Source organism: Nocardia sp. JCM 34519.1, from assembly GCF_020361265.1.
In the GTDB taxonomy this organism is placed as follows: Bacteria; Actinomycetota; Actinomycetes; order Mycobacteriales; family Mycobacteriaceae; genus Nocardia; species Nocardia arthritidis_A.
On record NZ_JAIRBR010000007.1, the window covers coordinates 60,092 to 80,257 of the forward strand.

Genomic DNA, 20,166 nt, shown 5'->3' on the forward strand with positions numbered 1-20,166 from the left:
TCACCCCGGGAACTCGATGGCGGAATTGATGCCCCACAGCAGGATCGAGAGCACCATGTCGAGGGCGATGATCGCGACGAAGCTGGCCCGCACCGCCCGACCCGACGCGATGCCGACCCCTTCGGGTCCGCCCGCGGCGAAGAAGCCGTAGTAGCAGTGGATCAGGATGACGGTGACACCGAACACCAGGATCTTGATCACCGCGGCCAAAACGTCGTAGCCGCTGGTGAATTGGAAGAAGTAGTGATCGTAGACGCCGCCCGCCTGCCCGTGCAGCAGCACGATGACGACCGAACAGGACAGGTAGCTGAGGATGAGCGCGATGAGGAAGGTCGGCACGATGGCGACCGCGCCGGCGATCACCCTGGTGGTCACCACGAACGGGACCGAGCGCAGGCCCAGCGATTCGATGGCGTCGATTTCCTCGGAGATGCGCATGGAGCCGATCTCGGCGGTCATCCGGCAGCCCGCCTGTGCGGCGAAGCCGACCGCGGCCGCGATCGGTGCCAGCTCACGGGTATTCGCGAACGCCGACACCACGCCGGTGACCGGGCCGAGGCCGAGCAGATCCAGTGCGGCGAAGGATTGGATGCCGACGCCCGCGCCCATCGCGATGCCGAGCACCACCAGCATCGGCACGGTGCCGCCGCCGACGATCACCGAGCCGCGGCCCCAGGTCATATCGGTGATGGTGCGCATGGTCTGGGCGCGATACCGCTTGAGCGTCAACGGAATCGCCCACAGCGCCTGCCAGACGAAGCCGAGCATGAAGCCGGTGTGCTCGAGCGGCGCGAGCATCCGGCCGGGTTGGCGCGCAAGCGAATACGCCCAGCCGAGACCTTTGGGATGGTATGGCGTCGCGACCATCACGCCACCCGCAGCGGCAGGAACATCGCGACCACCTGGGTGATCACCAGATTCACCAGAATGATTCCGGCCACCGAGACCACCACCGCGGCATTGACCCCGTCGGCGACGCCGCGCGGGCCGCCCTTGGCCTCCAGCCCGCGCTGGCAGGCGACGATCACCACGAGGAAGCCGAACAGCATCGCCTTGGCCAGCGAGATCCACACATCGGCCAGCACCGCGAAGGATCCGAAAGTGGCCCAGTAACTTCCGGGCGTCACATTCTGCGCGCTGATCGCCACCGCGTAGCCGGAGACGATGCCGACGAAGATGATCAGGATGTTGAGCAGCGGCGCGACCACCATCATCGCGGCCACCCGGGGGATCACCAGCCGGTGCACCGGGCTGATGCCCATGGTGCGCAGCGCGTCGATCTCCTCGCGGACCGTACGCGCGCCGAGATCGGCGGCGATCGCGGAAGCGCCTGCGCCGCCGAGCAATAGGCCGGTGGCGATCGGCGCGCCCTGCTGGATGACGCCGAGCCCGCCCGCCGCGCCGATCATCGAATCCGCGCCGAGTTGATGGATGAGGTTGCCGACCTGCACCGAGACGACCACCCCGAACGGCACCGCCATGAGCACCGCCGGTATCGCGGTCACCGTCACGAGATACCAAGCCTGGCGCAGCATTTCGTGCCATTGGAAGCGCAGGCCGAGCAGATCGGTCACGGTGCCGCGGACGGATTCCGCGGCCAGGTCGACGGCGCGGCCGAAGGTGCGGACGGCGGCGACCGCGGTATCGGTGAAGTTGCGCCGGACGATGCGGAGGGCGGATTCGTCCGGCGGCTCCGGCACGGCGATCATCCGGTCCGGTGCCGTATTCGCACTCGTCATGAAGCCTCCCTCAACCCCTTTGCGAAGGATCCGGAAAGGGGTTCTCCCGCAACGTGATCCGAGACATGACGGCAGAGCCGTCGCGCCCCGGCAAGGGATCGGCGAGGATGTGATGCTGCTCACCGACGTCGGCCAAAAGTAGCACCCGTCACACCAGAAAACAACGTCGTAAATTTGCCGTGAAAATGCCGCTGAAGTCGTAAAATTCGGCCGGTGCCGCCTGTGGGTTACCCAGTGCCGGCGAGGGGCGAAAGCCGGATTCGATGCGTAGACTGTCCGATTCGGGCATCAACGACGATGATCGATGCGGAGTACGAGGGAGGTGACGGTGTCGAACCGGCGCGACCACATCCTCGACGCGGCCCGTGATCTCATCGTCCGCGACGGCTATCCCAACGCCAGCATGCACGCCATCGCGCGGGCCGCCGGGACCACCAGGCCCGCGCTGTACGCCGAATTCGCCGACCGCGACGAACTTTTCGCCGCCCTGCTGGACCGGGAGGAGGAGCGGGCGCTCATGATGGCCGCGGCCTCGGTGCCCGAGGTGCCGCCGGGCGCGGATCTGGCCGAGGTGGCCGCCGATTCGGCGGACATCTTCTTGGACATCGTGCTCGCCGCACCCGAGACGTGGCGGTTCGTACTGCTGCCCGGCGAGGGCATGCCGCCCGAAGCGCATCAGCGAGTGCGTCAGGGCCGCAACATAATTCGAGAACGCACCGAAGCGCTGCTCGGGCTCATGGCGGCGCTGCGCGGTCAGGAGATCGACGCCGAACTGGTCGGGCACACCGTGATCGCGATCAGCGAGGCGGTGGCGAGAATGGTGCTGGCCGAGGACGGGCCCGCCCGCCGTGATGCCGTCGCCGCGACGATGCGCTGGCTGGCCCGCCGGGCGGTGGCCGCCGCCGCGACCGGAAAGGTGGACCGTGCCGAAAGCCGATAGCGGACCCGCGCAACCATCCGACGAGCCAACCCGTCCGCGCCGCCGCTACGCCAAACGGCTGCAACCCGCCGACCGCCGCGAACAACTGCTCGACGCGGCGCTGCGCATCATCACCACCGGCGGCTTCGCCGAGGTCACCATCGCCGCGGTCGCCGAACGCGGCGGGGTGACCAGGCCGGTGGTGTACGACTCGTTCGGCAATCGCGACGAGTTGCTGCGCGAGCTGATCGACCGGGAGACCGCCCGACTGCGCGACGCGGTGGTGCACGCGCTCGACGACGAGAGCACCGAACCGGGCGCCGATCCGCACGAGGCGATCGCGATCGCGCTGGCCCGCTTCCTCACCGCGGTGCGCGGTATGCCCGACACCTGGCGGCTGGTGTATTTCCCGATCGACGGGGTGCCGCCGCCGCTGCGCGAGCGGATCAGGAAGGCGCGCGACGAACTGCGAATCCCGCTGCGGCGCTTGGTCGGCGAATGGCTGGCCGATCGGCCCGCGGGGGAGGGCGCCGAAGCGGTCGACCTCGATGTGCTGGTGGAGGTGGTGCAGGCCGGGGTGCACACCGTGACCCGGCTGGCCCTGGACCGCCCCGAACAGTTCGGCGTGCCACGGTTGCTGACGGTGCTGGATCTGCTGCTGCACGAGGCGCACTGACCGTCGGCGCGCGACCACGGGCAAACTCGGCGCCGGAGCGCGCGTCGCGGCGGTGTGTTTATGTGCCGTCACAGATATTTGTAATTCCGCCCATATCCGGTGGTTCGCATTGATACATTGCGCCAATTACCGGCTCATCGAGGGTGCGAAGTATGTTCGACTGGGATTTTCCGCTCGGCGCGTCCAGCGTACGGGTGCTGGTGCGACTGGCCGAGGAACGCGGGATACGTCCCGAGCAAGCTTTGGCCGGAACGGCTCTCACGCCGCGTTCGGTGACCGATCCCAATGTGGACGTCTCCGCGCGACAGGAGTTGCGGGTGGTCCGCAACCTGCTGGCGCGCTGCGGCGACGAACCCGGCCTCGGTGTCGAAGCCGGTGCGCGCCACCATATTTCGCTGTACGGGCCGTGGGGGTTGGCGCTGCTCAGCAGTCGCACCCTGCGCGAGGTGATCGACGTCGCGCTGCGCTATCTCGAATCGGCCTTCGTATTCGGGCGATTGACGCTCGAGGAGGATGCGGACGAGGTGCGGCTGGTTTTCGACGGCCCCGATATCCCGGAGGATCTGCGCCCGTTCCTCACCGAACGGGTGCTGGCCGGACTTCCCGTCATCGGCCGCGAGCTGTATTCGGTCGCCCTGCCGCTGCATCGGGTGACCTTCCGGCACGCCGCGCCGGCCGACACCGCGCGCTACCGCGAGATGTTCGGTGTGGAACCGGTTTTCGGCGCGCCCGCGAATATCGTCGCCGTGGATCGGCGTCATCTGGATCAGCCGCTGCCGCAGGCGGGCGACTGGGCGCGGCAGACTTGTGAACAACTGTGCCGCGATCTGCTCGCCCAGCGGCGGGCCCGCGGCGGGGTGGCCGGATCGGTGCGAGATCTGTTGGTGCGCAGGCCCGGTGAGATCCCGGATCAGGCGGCCGTCGCGGCGGGGCTGTACATGAGCCCACGCACCCTGTCCCGGCGGTTGAACGAGGAGGGCACCTCGTTCCGCGCGCTGCTGGACGAGGTGCGCCAGATGCTGTCGGAGGAGTTGCTGACGCATACCCATATGACCACCGAACAGGTAGCAGGCCGCCTCGGCTACGCGGAGGCGGCCTCGTTCATCCGGGCGTTCCGGCGGTGGAAAGGGTGTCCGCCGCAGGAGTTCCGGGCCCGCAACGGGTTCGCGCGCCGCCAGCCCGCACTGGTCTGAGTTCAGACCGCCGGCTCCGTGCTGCCGGAGTAGTCCGGCAGCGGGAACTCGTCCGCCTCGTCGCCGAGCAGCTTGCTCAGCCGCGACCGCAGCGGCGCAAGCGATTTCGCGGTGACCACCCGGAATATGGCCAGGGTCAGCGCGATTCCGGCCCTGCTGCGCGGATGACGCAGGCGCACCCGGGTTTCCAGCCCCTTTTGTATGGCGGTGACCATCGGACGCAGCAGTTCCTCGTACCGGCCGAACGCGCGGGCGTGATCGTCCGGTGTGGCCGCGATCTCACCGGCCAGCAGATAGGCGCCGATGATCGCCAGCGCGGTACCCATCCCGGTGACCGGCGAACCGCAGAAGGCCGCATCGCCGAGCAGCACCACCCGGCCCCGCGACCAGCGCGGCAGCCGGACCCTGGCCAGCTCGTCGAAATAGAAATCGGGCGCGTCGTCCATCGCGGCCAGCACCTCCGGAATCATCCAGCCGCCACCGGCCAGTCGCTCCCGGATCAGTCGTCGCTGCGCGGCCGCGTCACCGCGCAGGCCGGGCACCAGCGGCTGCCCGACCGAGATGATCGCCATCGAGGTCGCCGGATTCGTGTCCGGCCGCAGCGCGAATACGCTGCCGGGCACGATATGCACACCGACCCAACCGGTTTCGAGATCCAGGCCGGACGGCGTCGGGACGGTGAAGAACGAGATGTAGCCGCCCAGATTCTCGACGATGCTCTCATCCGGCCCGAAAACCTGTTCGCGCAGCGCCGAATGCAGTCCGTCGGCCCCGATCACGAGATCGAATCGCTCGACCGCACCGGAGGCGAAGGTCACCTCGACACCGTCGGCGTCCTCGCGCACCCGCTCGGCCCATTCGCCGTAGCGGTAGTCGACGGTGCCGGAACTTGTGGGCAGCGCGTCGATTTCGTCGAGCAGCACCTGGTTGAGGTCGCCCCTGGCTATTTCGATATCGGCGATGATCCCGCGCCCGTCGAACATCTCGACCGGCATCCGGACCAGCTTGCGGCCGCGCGCGTCGACGAAGGCCATGCCGCGCTCGTCGAGCTGACGCTTCCTGATGCCCGGCATCAGCCCCATCCGCTCGGCGACCCGGCGGCTCGGCCCGCGCAGATCGACCGCCTGGCCGCCGGGCCGCGGCGCGGGCGCGCGCTCGACGACGGTGGTCGCGATGCCCGCGCGGGCCAGCTGCAATGCCACCGCGTTACCCGCGATACCACCGCCGCAGACCAGAATGCTCTTCGAATTCGACATGGCCGATCTCCCCTGCTTGTGCTCCGGCCCCAAGTCTGGCGAATCGGTGCGGTTACCGACAAACGAGTTCCGCATGCTCGACGGTTTCGTGCGGCGCGGAGTCCGGCGCGGGGCGAAACCGTCGACGATCGCGGTGCGGTCCCGGAAATCCGCCGCAGTGGAAACTCGGGGATCGCCCGGCGCACACCGTAAACTTTTGTCCGAGTTGTCGATTCGAAGCTACGAAGTTGCTGTTCGGCCGAATGTGGCGTCGGCGGCCCGGATTCGCGCCGCCGGCGCCACGCGTCAGCTCAGTTCCAATGGATGCGAAGCAGCGTGGCCGCCCTGACCCCCGCCGCGGTGATGGCCCAACCCGCCGGGCGGGTCGGGCGCACATAGCGAAGTGCCAACAACGAGGGCAGGCAGGCCCGAATCTGTCTACCCGACTTGCCGGTTCGTGCCGAGATATCCGCGACGCTGCGTGGGGTGCCGTCTACCAGGCACCGAAGTACCGCACGTTGATTCGGGCCGAGGCGGTAAACGCTTGCGACGGCCCGCACCCGCTCTCCTGTCACTGAACCCGCACATCCCTTCGCACTGCCAACTCCCTTCCGCTCGCGGCGCACCGCGACGGCCCCGTTGCCATGAAGTTGCGGACGCCACGAGGCGACGCTACGACCGCCGTGGTCGCGCAGCCATCGAAGTGCGCGAAAGTGCACGCACTCTTGCTGCTCTACGCCGTAAACGGCGACCATTGGACGAACCCATTGCACTCGCACGCGACACAAGGGGGCTTCAGCATGAAGATTCGACTTCTCGGCGGGCCGTCCGGCAGTCAGGGATCGCCACGGCTGTACGCCACCGACCGCGACACCTTCGCCGTCCAGGGGTGGAAGACCGGACGAGCGGACCGCATCGAGATCCCGCACAAACTGATCGCGTACGCCGAGCCGGGCACCTGCCTCGCCGGACTCTCCGACACCGGGCACGGCACCTTCCTGCTGACCGGTATCCCGTTCACCGACGCGGAAGCGTTGGCGGCCATGGCGATTCCGAGTCACGAGACCGTGCTCGAGCTACCGGTGGGAAGGGAAGTGATACCGGATGAGGCGGATCCTCGCCGGTGAACCGTTCGACCAGCTGATCGACGAAGCACAGCACAGGGCATTTCATTTGGAAACCAACGACGACTATCTCGCGCCAGGCGAGGCGGATTCGCTGCGGGCCTGGCTCGCCGACCCGAGCGGAGATCCGGGCGGCGACTGGTTCGAGCCGTGGGCCCGCCAGGTGCGGGCCACTGTCGCCCGCAACGTGGTGGTGCAGCGGGCCCGCATCGTCAGCGAACCGCACACCGCGTACACGAAATACCTGCTCGCCCTTGCCGAACACAATGTGGCCGCCGGTGAGGACGTGCGCTATCTACCGCGCGCCGAGGCCGATCCGGCCGACGCGGCCGCGGAGGATTTCTGGATGCTCGACGATTCCACCGTCGCCTACAGCCTTTTCGACGCCGCCGGGTACTGGGTCGGCGCGGCGGCCACCCGCGATCCGGTGCTCGTCGCCGCCGCGGCGGAGATTCGCGACCGGGTGTGGGCGGCGGCGATTCCATTCGGGGACTACGCATTCCGATGGCGGGCGTAACGGCGGCCGACCAGGCCAGGCAGGTTCTCGGCGCCCGGCTGCGCGAACTCCGCAAGGACGCGCGGCTCGACGGCAGGCGATTCAGCACCGCCGCGGGCTGGCACTGGTCCAAGACGAGCCGCATCGAACACGGTAAGCAGGCACCGAGCGAGGACGATGTCGCCATCTGGTGCCGGGTCTGCGACGCCGAGCTCGCGCTGCCCGATCTCATTGCGGCACTGCGGAATGTGGAGGCGCAGTGGGCGGAGTGGAAGCGGGTCGCGGCCACCGGCCACGCGCGCAGGCAGCGGCGCGGAATCGAGCTGGAGGGCAGAACCCGGCTGCTGCGCACCTATACGGTGGTGCTGGTGCCCGGACTGCTGCAGACCGAGGCGTATGCGAGAGCTGTTCTGGCGCAATGTATCCGGTTCCTCGGCACGCATGACGACCTGGCCGAGGCGGTGGCCGCGCGGCTGGAGCGCCAGCAGGTGCTGCGCCGCGGCAATCACCGGATCGCCACGCTGGTACACGAATCCGCGCTGCATACCGTGGTCGGCGATGCCGGGGTGATGACCGAACAGCTGCACCGGCTGCTGGAAACCGCATTCGACAATCCGCGGCTGATCTTCGGCGTCGTGCCGTTCGATTCCGAATTCATCTATACCACAACATCATTCGATATGTTCGATCAGCGGATGGTGATGGTGGAGACGATCAGCGCCGAGCTGACCGTCACCCGCCCTTCGGAGCTGCGCTACTACGAACAGGCCTGGGCCGCACTGCACCGGCAGGCCCGCTACGGCGATCAGGCCAAGGAGCTGATCAGATCCGCGCTGCCGCGTTGGACCGACGACCGAATCCGCCCGCCCGGCTGACGGGTGGGCTTGGGCGCGCGGACACAACCGGGCGCTACCACGCATTTCGGCTTGAAGCTGCAAGGATGCTGGCGTGACATTCACTGCGCCCAACGCGCCCGGAGAGCCGACAGCGGGTCGGCGTGCGGCGGTGCTGGCGATCTGCTGCACCGCCGTGGTGATGGCCAATCTCGATACCACCGCGGTGAATGTCGCACTACCCGCGATCCGCCGTGACCTGGGCGCTTCCGTCGCCGGCGCGCAGTGGGTGGCCGCGGGCTACACCCTGGTGCTGGCCTGCCTCCTGACCTTCTCGGGCGCGCTCGCCGATCGGATCGGCAGGCGCACCGTCTTCCAGTTGGGCACCGTGATATTCGCTGTCGGATCGCTGGCCTGTGGTCTCGCACCGTCGCTCGGCTGGCTCATCACCTTCCGCGTCGCGCAGGCCGTCGGCGGTTCGATGCTGAATCCGGTGGCCATGGCGATCATCACCGTGGTGTTCACCGACCCGAGGGCACGGGTGCGCGCCATCGGTGTCTGGGGTGCGTCGATCGGCGTCAGCATGGCCGCGGGTCCGGTGGTCGGCGGGTTGCTGGTGGACGCTGTCGGCTGGGGCGCCGTCTTTCTCATCAATGTGCCGATCGCTGCGGTTTCCGTGGTGGCGGCGAGCTTCCTTGTGCCGCAATCGAAATCGGAGCTGCCGCGGGCGCTGGACCCGATCGGGCAGCTGCTGCTGACCGGGACGCTCGGCCTGCTGGTGTTCGCGATCATCGAAGGGCCGCACCGGGGTTGGCGTTCGGCGGTGACCGTGGGCTGTCTGCTCGGCGCGGCGGCCTGTCTGGCGGTATTGCTGCGGTACGAGCCGCGGCACCACGATCCGCTGATCGATCCGCGCGCCTTCCGGTCGGTGTTGTTCAGCGGCGCGTTCGTGATCGCGGCGCTGGCGTACGCCGCGCTCGGCGGATTCTTGTTCCTGAATACCTTTTATCTCCAAGAGATCCGGGGCGACACCGCGCTGCGTGCCGGGCTGTCGTTGCTGCCGATGGCGGCGGCCATGTTCGTCTTCGGGCCGCTGTCGGGGCGACTGGTCGCCGAGCGCGGCGCTCGCATCGCGCTGACCGCGGGCGCGAGCGCGGCCACCGGCGCCGCGGTGCTGCTGGGTTTCACCTTCGACACCAGCGCTCGGGTGGCGCTGCTCGCCGGATACGCGGTCTTCGGCGCGGGCATCGGGTTGATCAATACGCCGATCACGGCGACCGCGGTGGCCGGGCTGCCCATCGAACAGGCCGGTGTCGCGGCGAGTTTGGCCACCACCTCGCGCCAGCTCGGGCAGACCATCGGGGTCGCGGTGATCGGCTCGATCATCGGCGGCCACCCCGACGCGCTGCGGTCGGCCGCAGACTTCCACGCGCCCGCGGCGGCGAGCTGGCACACCATCGCGGTGCTGACCGTCGCCGCGCTCATTGTGACCCGCATCGCCACCGGACCCGCCGCGCGGCGGACGCTTGCGCTGCCGATCGGCCCGCGCGGTCCCCGCCCGAATGTGCCGCCGCCGGTCTCGCGGCCCATGCATTTCGCGCCCGCCCTGGCCGTTCGCGTCACCGATCCCGGTGTGCGTCCCGATGTCGGCGTGCTGGTCGCGGCGCGATGACGGCGGTATGTCGCGGCGCGCCCGGCCGATCCGCGGGTTGTCGCGAGATCACCAGACCGTAAATTTTCCGCCCCGGGCTCGGGGCCCGGTGGCGACGGTATGCGACAGTTGACCAATGAGTCTGCGCCCCAGGGCAATTGGCTACCTGCGCCGTGATGTGTCCGGCGTCTCACAGGTGTGGGACGAAACGCTCATACGCAGCACGGCCAAGCGGCTCGGCTACGACCTGGCCAAGACCATCGCCTTCGGGCCGGAGACCGACGCTCCCGTCGCCCGGCTGATCGCCACCGCGCGCCGGATCGATGCCGAGGCCGTGATCGTCCCCGGGCCCGCGCATTTCGACGGTGAGATCCCGGCCGAGGTGGTTCGGGTATGCGATGTGATCACGGTGTCGCCGGAGAACACCTTCGCGCGCAGGCTGTGGCCGTTCGACGACGAAACCGCGTGACGGCACCGGAAAACCCCTAATCCGCCCGGTGATTCGTGGGGCAAGCCCATCCGGCGACAATGTCGGCGGCCTCCCGTACTATCGCGAACGGGAACGCCGACCGGTTCGAGAAGGGGGGCGGTGTGGGTTTTCGGCTACCGGTAGCCGTCGGCGCGGGGGTGGGATGGTTGCGGCGCTTCGCCGCGACGGCGCCGGGCGCCATCGGCGCAATCGCGGCGCTGACCATCGTGCTGTGCCTGGTCAGCGGACTGGTCGGTGCGAATCAGTTGGGCGACAAGCTCACTCAGCGCGATACGCTGCTGAACCGCACCGAGCCGCTCGCCGACGCGGCGCAGCGGCTCTATGTCGCGCTCTCGGCCGCCGACGCCACGGCCGCCACCGCATTCCTCTCTGCGGGTATCGAACCCGCCGACGTGCGCGCCCACTACCAGCAATCGCTGGCCGACGCCGCGGCCGCGCTCGCCGATGCCACCGCCGGCGCCGACGACGCGATGACCAGACAGGTCCTCGCCCGCATCGCCGCCGACCTGCCCGCCTACACCGGTATGGTCGAGGCCGCCCGCGCGAACAACCGGCAGGGTTATCCGGTCGGCTCGGCATATCTGCACGAGGCGTCGACGCTGATGCAGAACTCGTTGCTGCCCAATGCCGAACGGCTCACCGGCGCCCGCTTCGCCGCGGTCCGCGACCAGGAGCGCGCGCTCACCGGGCCGCCGCTGCTCACCGTCGCTCTGCTGCTGCTCACTCTGCTGGCCTGCCTGGCCTGTTCGCTGATCCTGTTGCGCCGCACCAACCGCCGCGTCAACCTCGGCGTGCTGGCCGCGGCCTGCGCGGTGCTGCTGGCGGGACTGTGGGTCACCGGCGCGGGCCTCGCCGCGAGCGAGACCGTCGACACCGGTCCGGGCGGCGCCACCAATAGATTCGACAACCTTTCCCGGGCAAGGATTCTCGCGCAGCAAGCACGCTCCGACGAGACCCAGGAACTGGTCACCCGCGGCGAGATCACCGCCATCGAGGACAAATACAAGGCGCACAGCGACGAACTGCGTGCCCTGCTCACCAGTTCGCTGGCCAAGGATTCCACCGCGTGGCCGGAATTCGACGGCTGGGCGGAAAGCCACGGCAAACAGGTCGCGGCCTATCAGGCCGCGAATTATCCGGCGGCGGTCGAGCAGGCGATCGGCGGCGGGCGCGACGCGTCGGCCAGCCGGTTCACCCACCTCGACAGCGCATTACAGACGAATATCACCCGGACCAGGGGCGATGTGCGCGACGATGTCGACACCGGCGGCGGCTTCTTCCTGGTCGGCCCCGAGGGCGTACTGGTGCTGCTGCTCGTGGCCGCGGGCGCGGTGGCCGCCGGAATCTGGCCGCGGCTGGAGGAGTACCTGTGAAGGCTTGGACACGGCGGTTGCGGTCCGCCGCACTCGCGGGCGTCATCCTGCTCACCGCCGCCTGCTCCGGCTCGCACGTGCCTGCCGGGACCAGTATCGGCGCGGTGAGCCCGCTGCCGCCCGACGCCGCCGAGATCACCGCCCCGCCGCAGGGGCCCGCCGAGGGTTCGTGCGATGTCGAGGCCAGCCTGCGGCCCATCTCACAGCCGAAACCACTTGCGGTGCAGCCGAATTCGCCGATAGCGGCGATTCTCGCGCGCGGCAGGCTGCGCGTGGGCGTCGACCAGAACACCTACCTGTTCGGCTTCCGCGACCCGGTCTCCGGTGAGCTGAAGGGATTCGATATCGACCTGGCGCGGGAGATCGCGCGCGACCTGTTCGACGACCCCAACAAGATCGAGCTGCGCACGCTCACCGCGCAGGACCGCACCACGGCACTGCAGAGCAAACAGGTCGACATGGTCGTGCGCACCTTCACCGCGACCTGCGAGCGCCGCCGCGATGTCGACTTCTCCACCGTCTACTACTACGCGCAGGAACGATTCCTGGTCGAGAAGGGTTCGGGCATCACCGACCGGGCGAGCGCGGGCGGCAAGCGGCTGTGCGTGCTCAACGGCAGCAGTTCGGTGGCCGCGGTGTTCGCACTGCCCAAGCGGCCCAAGGTGATCGGGGTGACCAACTGGACCGACTGCCTGGTCGCGCTGCAGCAGGGGCAGGTGGACGCGATCTTCGGTGACGAACCGATCCTCTACGGGCTGATGGCCCAGGACCACAACCTGTCGATCGTCGGGGAATCGCTCGGCACCGGCGCGTACGCGGTCGGCCTGCCCAAGGGCAGCGATCAGCTGGTCCGCTTCGTCAACGGGGTGCTGGAGCGGGTCCGCGGCGACGGCACCTGGCAGCGGATCTACAGTGCGGATCTCGGCGTCATCGGGCCGCCGCCCGCACCACCGACCCCGAAGTACAACGGATGACCGGGGCCGTACCGCCGCTCGGCATCACCGAGATCGACCACGAATTGGCCAGGCGCGCCGCGGAAATCGATCGGGTCACCGCGACGCTGCTGGAGCTGGACAAACATCCCGGGCTCACGCTGATCCGCCGATTTCCGCCGACCGGGATCACCGAGGTGCGCTGGCAACCGGTGCGTGCCGCGCTGGAGCTGATGTGGGAGGACTTCGGTCGGATGCGGGCGATCCTGGATTCGGCCACCGCGACCCGCGGGGTGAAGCACAAACTCACCGACACCGAACGCGCCGAACTGACCAGGCTGCTACGCGGCAGGCCGTACGAGGCGGCGCGCACCCCGATCCCGATGGCGCAGCGTTCGCTGACCGGTCCGAGCGAGCAGGTGCTGTTCGTCGGCCTCGCCGATACGCTGGACCGCATGCGGGAGACGTTCCCGAGGATCGCCGAATTCCTGGACGCGGTCGACGCGGTGAACACCCGCGTGACAACGGGGCTCGCGCCGCTGCAGGAGCAGCTGGACCGGGTGGGGGGAGCGAACGAGCGGCTGCGCGCGGTCGGCGACGGCATCGGGGAACTGCTCAGCCGCTCGGCCACCGATCCGCTCGCCCTCACCGCCGCCGAGATCGACGACCGGATCGCGGAATTGGCGGCGCGGTTGCGCCGGGAGTCGGCGCTGCTCGCCGAACTCGGTGCGCTGGTGTCGGATTGGCCCGCCGCCGTCGCCCGGACCCGCGCCGATATCGAGGCGTTGCGTGAGACCAATGCGCGCGCCGAACGGGCACGTGCCGAGGCGGGGCGAACCATCCGGACCGGTCCGCTGCCGAGCCATCCGGACGAAAGTGCCGGGCTCGCAGCACGATTGGACGAGGTGGCGGCGAATACCGGTGCCGCGGCGGCACTTCTGGAGTTGCGCGGGCGGATCGCGGCCGCGACCGCGGTGGCCGAGCGGGATCGCGAACTGGCACAGGGATTGCTGGACCGGCGCGCCGAGCTGCGCGGGCGGCTCGACGCCTATCGGGCGAAGGCGGCCCGGCTTGGAATCGGCGAGGACCGGGACATCCTCGCCTCGAATCAGATTGCGCTGGGGCTGCTTTCGCGCATGCCGTGCGATCTCGCCGCGGTCACCCGGGCGGTCGCCGACTTTCAGCAGCTCATCGGGGAGAAGACGGGGAGGCGACCATGACGTGTGACGAGCCGGGCTGCGGTGGGGAGGTGGTGGACGGCTACTGCGCGGTCTGCGGCACCGCGCCCGCAGCGGCCGCGGGAGCGGAAATGCCCGCGCGCTGCGCCGAAAGCGGTTGTGCCGGAACGATTGTCGACGGTTACTGCGATATCTGCGGTGCCGCGCCCGATACCACGCGCGGCACAGGGATCACGCAGGGCACAGGTATCACGCAGGGCACCGGTACGACGCGCGGCACCGGGCGTTCGGTGCGGACCGGCCGCGCCTCGGGCCGGTCGAGCACGAGGGGTCGCCTCGGCGCGGGCATGGTCGACGTGCCCCGGGTGCCCCGGGTCGATCCGGCCACCGCGATCATGGCCGATCCGCAGGTCGCGGAGAACAAGCGCTTCTGCGGCAAATGTGAGCGTCCGGTCGGCCGCGGCCGCGACGGGCAGCCCGGCCGCACCGACGGCTTCTGCCCGAACTGCGGCACCCGGTTCTCCTTCGCGCCGAAGCTGGCCGCGGGCGATGTGGTCGGCGGGCAATACGAGGTGGCGGGATGCCTGGCGCACGGCGGACTCGGCTGGATCTACCTGGCCGTGGACCGCAATGTCAGCGACCGCTGGGTGGTGCTCAAGGGCCTGCTGAATTCCGGTGACGCCGACGCCATGCTGGCCGCGCTCGCCGAGAAGCGGTTCCTGGCCGAGGTGGAGCATCCGAGCATCGTGAAGATCCACAACTTCGTCGAGCACACCGGACGTGACGGCGTTCCGGTCGGCTATATCGTGATGGAGTACATCGGCGGCACCTCGCTCAAGCAGATCCTGCGCGACCGTCGCGACGCCGACGGCGCGAATCTGCCGCCCGCGCAGGCCATCGCCTATGTCCTGGAGATGCTTCCGGCGCTCGGCTATCTGCATTCGCTGGGTCTGGCGTACTGCGATTTCAAACCGGACAACGTCATGCAGACCGACGAGCAGCTCAAACTGATCGATCTCGGTGCGGTCATCGCGATGGACGACCAGGACAGCCCGATCTACGGGACCATCGGCTATCAGGCGCCGGAGATCGGCGAGACCGGACCGACCGTCGCCACCGAGGTGTACACGGTGGGCCGCACGCTCGCGGTGCTGACCATGGATGTGCCGCAGCAGGGCGGGCATTTCGGCGCGCTACCCGATCCGTCGACGGAACCCGTTCTGGCGAAACATGATTCGCTCTACCGGTGCATTCTGCGGGCCACCGATCCGGATCCGGAGGCCCGGTTCGCCTCGATGGAGGAGATGGCCGATCAGCTCACCGGCGTGTTGCGCGAGGTGCTGAGCGCCGAAGACGGTGTGCCGCGGCCGGGGATGTCGACCTATTTCGGTCCGGTGCGCGCAGTGTTCGGCGCGGGTATCGCGCCGCTGACCGATCCGGTGAAAATCATTGCCGCGCTACCTGTTCCACTGGTGGACCCGACCGACAGCGCGGCGGCGCTGCTGGCCACCACCACCGGGGCGACGCCCGCCGAGCTGGAGCGCGCGTTCACCGCGGGCCTGCGGTCGGTGGTCACCGGGCGGGGCGAATCCATCGAGATCCCATTGCGTTTGGTGCGCGCGGCGCTGGAATCGGGCGATGCGGCCGATGCACTGCGCCGCCTCGACGCGCTCACCGCGGCGTTGCCGGGCGACTGGCGGATGGCGTGGTATCGCGGCCAGGCCCGGCTGCTGACGGGCGAATTCCCGGAGGCCGCAGCGGAATTCGAGGCCGTCTACGCCGCGCTGCCCGGTGAGCCCGCACCGAAACTCGCGCTGGCCGCGGTGGCCGAGCTGTCCAGCGGAACCGCCTCGGGCGCAACGGTTTCGGAGCCGGGTAAGCATGCGGCGCCGGACGAGGCGGCGGCGCGGCTTTCGACGGCGACGGCGGCGAAGTATTACGAGTTGGTGTGGCGCACCGACCGCGGCTATCTGAGCGCCGCGTTCGGGCTGGCCAGGCAGCGGCGGCGCGGCGGCGACCGGGACGGCGCGGTCGCCGTGCTCGACCAGGTGGATCCCGGTTCGTCGCTGTTCACCGAGGCGCGTATCGCGGCGGTGGAAACCATACTGGCCGAACGGGATTCGGCGGATATCGCGGAACGGGTGCTGCGCGACGTCGCCGACCGGGCGGGCCGGCTCGCACTGGATTCCAAGCGCCGCGGCGCCGAGGTGCGCAGGCAGGTGCTCAGCGTGGCGCTCGGCTGGCTGCTCGCGGGCCGCGAACCCGACGACGACGCACCGCTGCTCGGCGCGCCACTGAACGAGGACGGCGTGCGCACCGGCCTGGAACGCTGCTACCGCGATCTGGCCCGCGAGGCCGAGGACAGGTGGACCCGGATCGCACTCGTGGAGCAGGCCAATACGATTCGCCCGAGGACCACGCTGTGATCTGCCCGCAATGCACGGCCACCGTCGGCCGCGCCGACCGTTTCTGCGAATCCTGCGGCCACGAGCTGGCCGGTAGACGAATCGCCTTGCCGCGCCACGAATCCGGCCTGCCGGGACCGTGCCGGGGTTGCGGTGCGACGGATTACGATGCCGACGGCTACTGCCTGGCCTGCGGCGAGCTGCGCGGCGCACCGGACCGTTTCGAGGCCGATCTCGGGGCGGTCGCGGTGGTCACCGACCGCGGAATCATGCACGCGCACAACGAGGATGCCGTCGCGGCCGCGGTACTCGACGATATCGCGCTGATCGTGGTCGCCGACGGGGTGTCCACCTCGGAGGATCCGCAGGCAGCCTCCGGCGCCGCCGCGGGCACCGGGGTGGAGGCCGCGCGGATCGCGCTGGCCGAGGGCAAATCGGCGCCCGGGGCCGCGATGGTCGCGCTCGCGGCCGCGGCCGAGGCGGTGCGCGCCGTCGCCGTGCACGACGGGCAGGCCCCCTCGTGCACGTACGTGTCGGCGATCGTGCGGCACGGGCCGGACGGCGTCGACATCACCATCGCGAATGTCGGTGACAGCCGGGCCTATTGGCTACGCGCCGACGATGCGGACGCACCGGGTAACGCCCCGTCGCAGCAGCTCACCGTCGACGATTCGTGGGCGCAGGCCCTCGTCGACGCGGGCGCCCTCGACGCGGGCTCGGCCATGGAGGATCCGCGCGCGCACACCCTGCTGCGCTGGCTCGGCGCCGACTCGGGCCCGAAACCCTGGTCGGACAACTGCATTCGCACTCTGCGCACCACCGGCCCCGGCGTGCTGCTGGTATGCAGCGACGGCCTGTGGAACTACCTGCCCGATCCGGCCGCGCTGGCCGCCGTCGCCACCGGGGCCGATCCGATGTCGGCCGCGCGCGAACTCGTCGAATTCGCACTGCGTTGCGGGGGCAGCGATAACATCACCGTCGCGCTCGCCCCCGTGCCGTGGTCCGCACCTTCAGGAGAAATATCATGAATGCTGCTGCCGGAAACGGTATTTCGGTCGCCATAGACCAGAACGAGTATCTCGCCGCCGGCCACGGCACGGTGGACGCGGTGGTCACCGTCGAGGCGGGCGCCGAACTGGTCGCGGCGGGCAGGCCGCAGCAGCGGCTGGAGATCCTGATCATGGACTGCTCCGGATCGATGGGCACCGGCGGCAAATTCGAGGGTGCGCGCCGGGCCGTGCTCGCCGCGCTCGATGCGCTGCCCGATGGCACGCATTTCGCGATCGTGGAGGGAACGGCGTTGGCGCGCTTGATCTTTCCGACCGATGTGCCGTCGCTGCCCGCCAATGCCGATTCGCGCGCCGCGGCCCGGCGCAAGCTGGACAAGCTGCGGCCGACCGGCGGCACCGCCATGGGCACCTGGCTGGGGCTGTCGCGTCAGCTGGCGCAGAAACATCCGGATGCGATGGTGCACGCCATCCTGCTCACCGACGGCAAGAACGAGCACGAGGAACCCACCCGGCTCGCCGCCGAAATCGAGCTGTCCCAGGGATATTTCACCTGCGACTGCCGCGGCGTCGGCACCGACTGGCGGGTGGACGAACTGCGTGCGATCGCCACCGCGCTGCACGGCACCGTCGATATCGTCGCCGATCCGGCGAATCTGGCCGCCGATTTCGCCGCCATGACGCAAGGTTCGCTGGCCAAGGCTATTCCGGATCTCACACTGCGGGTCTGGACGCCCGCGGGCGCGACGATCCGTTTCGTCAAACAGGTCGCGCCGACCATCGAGGATCTGACCGGGCGCCGGGTGGACACCGGGCCGCAGGTGGGGGAGTACTCGCTCGGCGCGTGGGGTGCGGAGGACCGCGACTATCACGTCCAGGTGCAGGTGGAGCCCGCGGCGCCGGGACGCGAAAAGCTCGCCGCCAGAATAACTGTCGTCGCGGGCGAGGAGGTGCTCGGCCAGGGTCTGGTGAAGGCGGTGTGGACCGACGACGCCGAACTGTCGGCCCGGATCAGCAGGCGCGTCGCGCATTACACCGGCCAGGCCGAACTGGCGCAGGCGGTGCAGGAGGGGCTGGCGGCGCGTAAGAGTGGTGATGTGCAGACGGCGACCGCCAAACTGCGCCGCGCCGTCGTGCTCGCGGCCGAATCGGGTAACGAGGGCACCGCGAAACTGCTGCGCGGTGTGGTGGAGGTGGACGAGCGCAGCGGCACCGTGCGGCTGCGCTCGCAGGTTCAGGCGGCCGACGAGATGGCGTTGGACGCGCGCTCGACGAAGACGGCGCGGGTGCGAAAGGGAGAGTGATGGTTGTCTGCCCCGATGGCCACGAGTCCGTGGCGACCGACTACTGCGATGTGTGCGGGTCGCCGATCGGGAGTACGGCCGCGCCGACGGTGGCCGCGGCGCCGATCGCGGCGTGCCCGTCGTGCGGATCGCCGAGTTCGGGCCGGTTCTGTGAGGTCTGCGGATTCGATTCCGCGCTGCCCGCGCCGCCGCCGGTGGAGTCGGTCACCGACCCCCGGCTCGCGCCCACCGTGCATGCGGCCGAAGTCGTTGGCGCACAAGCTGTTCCGGAATCCGGATGGGTGGCGATCATCACCGCCGACCGCGAATTCTACGATCGGGTGATCGCGCGCAAGGGGCCCGATGCGGACCGGGTGGAGTTCCCGGCGTTCTATCCGGAACGGCGGATCACGCTGCGGGGCGGTGAGATCCTGATCGGCAAGCGCAGCGTCTCACAGGGGTTGGCGCCGGATATCGACCTCGGCATCCCGCCCGCCGACGCGGGCGTCTCCCGCGCGCACGCGATGCTGCGGATCGACGGCGAGGCGCTCACCATCACCGATCTCGGCTCCACCAACGGCACCAGCCTCAACGGCAGCGACGAGTTGATCCCGGCGAAGGTGCCGGTGCTGCTGCGCAGCGGCGACCGGATCCACCTCGGCGGCTGGACCACCATCGTGGTGTCGGCCGAAATGCGGTGAGGCTCTTGACGCGCCAGTCTTTTATAGACAGCGGTGTTCGTCTATCGTCGTCGGCATGACGAAGTTCGGCGGTAAGCGCTGTTTGATCACCGGAGCGGCCAGCGGGCTCGGGCGCAGCACCGCGCTCGCGGTGGCGGCCAGGGGCGCCTCGGTGGTGCTCACCGATATCGCGGATCCGGGCCTGCAGGAGACCGCCGAGCTGGTGCGCGCGACCGGGGCCACCGTGCACCTCGCGCAGGCCGCCGACGTCAGCGATTACGACGCCGTCGTCGACCTGGCCGCCAAAACCCATGCCGAACTCGGCAATGTCGATGTCGTGATGAACGTCGCGGGCATCGCCACCTGGGGCTCGGTCGACCGGCTGACCCATCAGCAGTGGCGGCGCACCATCGATATCGACCTGATGGGCCCGATCCACGTGATCGAGGAATTCGTGCCGCCGATGATCGCCGCGGGCAAGGGCGGACATCTGGTCAACGTATCCTCGGCCGCAGGGCTTTTCGGGCTGCCGTGGCATGCGCCGTACAGCGCGGGCAAATTCGGGCTGCGCGGCGTGTCGGAGGTGCTGCGCTTCGATCTGCGCAGGCACCGCATCGGGGTGAGCCTGGTGGTGCCCGGCGCGATGGCGACGCCGATGGTGGACAGCGTCGACATCGCGGGCATCGACCGCTCCACCGCCGCCGTGCAGCGCGGCATCTCGCTGTTCATGCGGCACGCCGTCACCCCGGAGGCGGCCGCCCGCGCGGTGGTCCGCGGCGTAGAACGCGACCGCTACCTCATCTACACCTCGCCCGACATCCGCATCGGCCACCTGGCGCAACGGTATTTCCCGCCCGCCTACAACGCGGCGATGCGCACCATGAACTGGGCCATGCACCGCTATATCGATCAGCCCACCCACTGATTCGCCGGAGTCATCGGGCGTCCGTAC

General features: G+C 69.4%; 21 protein-coding genes. 16 read left to right on the forward strand and 5 right to left on the reverse strand.

Going from position 1 to position 20,166, the window contains the following annotated elements; genetic code table 11:
- Positions 1-867, reverse strand: coding sequence for an ABC transporter permease (locus LGY53_RS19145; RefSeq protein WP_225728039.1), 867 nt, complete (start codon positions 865-867; stop codon positions 1-3).
- Positions 867-1,739, reverse strand: a complete 873-nt coding sequence (locus LGY53_RS19150; RefSeq protein WP_225728040.1) for an ABC transporter permease — start codon at positions 1,737-1,739, stop codon at positions 867-869. The genes LGY53_RS19145 and LGY53_RS19150 overlap by 1 nt, the downstream gene beginning before the upstream one ends.
- 304 nt (positions 1,740-2,043) lie before the next feature.
- On the opposite strand from LGY53_RS19150, the gene LGY53_RS19155 reads away from it, so the two are divergent.
- From LGY53_RS19155 to LGY53_RS19165, 3 genes are all read left to right on the forward strand, one after another.
- Positions 2,044-2,679, forward strand: a complete 636-nt coding sequence (locus tag LGY53_RS19155; RefSeq protein ID WP_167475632.1) for a TetR/AcrR family transcriptional regulator — start codon at positions 2,044-2,046, stop codon at positions 2,677-2,679.
- Positions 2,663-3,334, forward strand: a complete 672-nt coding sequence (locus LGY53_RS19160; RefSeq protein WP_225728041.1) for a TetR/AcrR family transcriptional regulator — start codon at positions 2,663-2,665, stop codon at positions 3,332-3,334. The genes LGY53_RS19155 and LGY53_RS19160 overlap by 17 nt, the downstream gene beginning before the upstream one ends.
- A 152-nt stretch (positions 3,335-3,486) precedes the next feature.
- The gene (locus tag LGY53_RS19165) at positions 3,487-4,527 is read left to right on the forward strand and encodes an AraC family transcriptional regulator (protein ID WP_225728042.1); all 1,041 of its coding nucleotides are present in this window, start codon (positions 3,487-3,489) and stop codon (positions 4,525-4,527) included.
- A 2-nt stretch (positions 4,528-4,529) separates the two neighbouring features.
- Here the strand turns inward: LGY53_RS19165 and LGY53_RS19170 are convergent, their stop codons facing one another.
- Positions 4,530-5,783, reverse strand: a complete 1,254-nt coding sequence (locus LGY53_RS19170; protein WP_225728043.1) for an FAD-dependent monooxygenase — start codon at positions 5,781-5,783, stop codon at positions 4,530-4,532.
- A gap of 290 nt (positions 5,784-6,073) precedes the next feature.
- Positions 6,074-6,322 (reverse strand): hypothetical protein, encoded by a 249-nt coding sequence (locus LGY53_RS19175; protein ID WP_225728044.1) that lies wholly within the window; start codon positions 6,320-6,322, stop codon positions 6,074-6,076.
- A 240-nt stretch (positions 6,323-6,562) separates the two neighbouring features.
- On the opposite strand from LGY53_RS19175, the gene LGY53_RS19180 reads away from it, so the two are divergent.
- The 11 genes from LGY53_RS19180 to LGY53_RS19230 all read left to right on the forward strand — a co-directional run bounded on the left by LGY53_RS19180 (position 6,563) and on the right by LGY53_RS19230 (position 18,555).
- On the forward strand, positions 6,563-6,889 hold the full coding sequence (locus LGY53_RS19180) for a hypothetical protein (RefSeq protein ID WP_225728045.1): 327 nt from the start codon (positions 6,563-6,565) through the stop codon (positions 6,887-6,889).
- Positions 6,867-7,403: a DUF6879 family protein gene (locus LGY53_RS19185; RefSeq protein WP_225728046.1), complete on the forward strand. Its 537-nt coding sequence runs from the start codon at positions 6,867-6,869 to the stop codon at positions 7,401-7,403. Before LGY53_RS19180 ends, LGY53_RS19185 begins: the two co-directional genes overlap by 23 nt.
- A complete protein-coding gene (locus tag LGY53_RS19190) occupies positions 7,391-8,257 on the forward strand; it encodes a helix-turn-helix transcriptional regulator (RefSeq protein ID WP_225728047.1) in 867 nt (288 codons plus the stop codon). The genes LGY53_RS19185 and LGY53_RS19190 overlap by 13 nt, the downstream gene beginning before the upstream one ends.
- 73 nt (positions 8,258-8,330) lie before the next feature.
- Complete coding sequence (locus LGY53_RS19195; RefSeq protein WP_225728048.1) at positions 8,331-9,887, forward strand: DHA2 family efflux MFS transporter permease subunit; 1,557 nt, start codon at positions 8,331-8,333, stop codon at positions 9,885-9,887.
- A 115-nt stretch (positions 9,888-10,002) separates the two neighbouring features.
- A complete protein-coding gene (locus tag LGY53_RS19200; protein WP_225728049.1) occupies positions 10,003-10,335 on the forward strand; it encodes a hypothetical protein in 333 nt (110 codons plus the stop codon).
- Between the two features lie 122 nt (positions 10,336-10,457).
- On the forward strand, positions 10,458-11,729 hold the full coding sequence (locus LGY53_RS19205) for a hypothetical protein (protein WP_225728050.1): 1,272 nt from the start codon (positions 10,458-10,460) through the stop codon (positions 11,727-11,729).
- Complete coding sequence (locus LGY53_RS19210; protein ID WP_225728051.1) at positions 11,726-12,703, forward strand: glutamate ABC transporter substrate-binding protein; 978 nt, start codon at positions 11,726-11,728, stop codon at positions 12,701-12,703. The genes LGY53_RS19205 and LGY53_RS19210 overlap by 4 nt, the downstream gene beginning before the upstream one ends.
- On the forward strand, positions 12,700-13,881 hold the full coding sequence (locus tag LGY53_RS19215; RefSeq protein WP_225728052.1) for a hypothetical protein: 1,182 nt from the start codon (positions 12,700-12,702) through the stop codon (positions 13,879-13,881). The genes LGY53_RS19210 and LGY53_RS19215 overlap by 4 nt, the downstream gene beginning before the upstream one ends.
- Positions 13,878-16,265, forward strand: coding sequence for a serine/threonine-protein kinase (locus LGY53_RS19220; RefSeq protein ID WP_225728053.1), 2,388 nt, complete (start codon positions 13,878-13,880; stop codon positions 16,263-16,265). The genes LGY53_RS19215 and LGY53_RS19220 overlap by 4 nt, the downstream gene beginning before the upstream one ends.
- Positions 16,262-17,272, forward strand: coding sequence for a PP2C family serine/threonine-protein phosphatase (locus LGY53_RS19225; protein WP_225728054.1), 1,011 nt, complete (start codon positions 16,262-16,264; stop codon positions 17,270-17,272). Before LGY53_RS19220 ends, LGY53_RS19225 begins: the two co-directional genes overlap by 4 nt.
- Positions 17,269-18,555, forward strand: coding sequence for a VWA domain-containing protein (locus LGY53_RS19230; RefSeq protein WP_225728055.1), 1,287 nt, complete (start codon positions 17,269-17,271; stop codon positions 18,553-18,555). The genes LGY53_RS19225 and LGY53_RS19230 overlap by 4 nt, the downstream gene beginning before the upstream one ends.
- A gap of 40 nt (positions 18,556-18,595) precedes the next feature.
- Here the strand turns inward: LGY53_RS19230 and LGY53_RS44150 are convergent, their stop codons facing one another.
- Complete coding sequence (locus tag LGY53_RS44150; protein WP_225728056.1) at positions 18,596-18,763, reverse strand: hypothetical protein; 168 nt, start codon at positions 18,761-18,763, stop codon at positions 18,596-18,598.
- Here LGY53_RS44150 and LGY53_RS19240 point away from each other — a divergent pair.
- Together LGY53_RS19240 and LGY53_RS19245 are read left to right on the forward strand one after the other, a co-directional pair.
- On the forward strand, positions 18,750-19,235 hold the full coding sequence (locus tag LGY53_RS19240; RefSeq protein ID WP_225728057.1) for an FHA domain-containing protein: 486 nt from the start codon (positions 18,750-18,752) through the stop codon (positions 19,233-19,235). The genes LGY53_RS44150 and LGY53_RS19240 overlap by 14 nt on opposite strands.
- Before the next feature lie 55 nt (positions 19,236-19,290).
- Positions 19,291-20,139, forward strand: coding sequence for an SDR family oxidoreductase (locus LGY53_RS19245; RefSeq protein WP_225728058.1), 849 nt, complete (start codon positions 19,291-19,293; stop codon positions 20,137-20,139).
- The last annotated feature ends 27 nt before the right edge of the window (positions 20,140-20,166 follow it).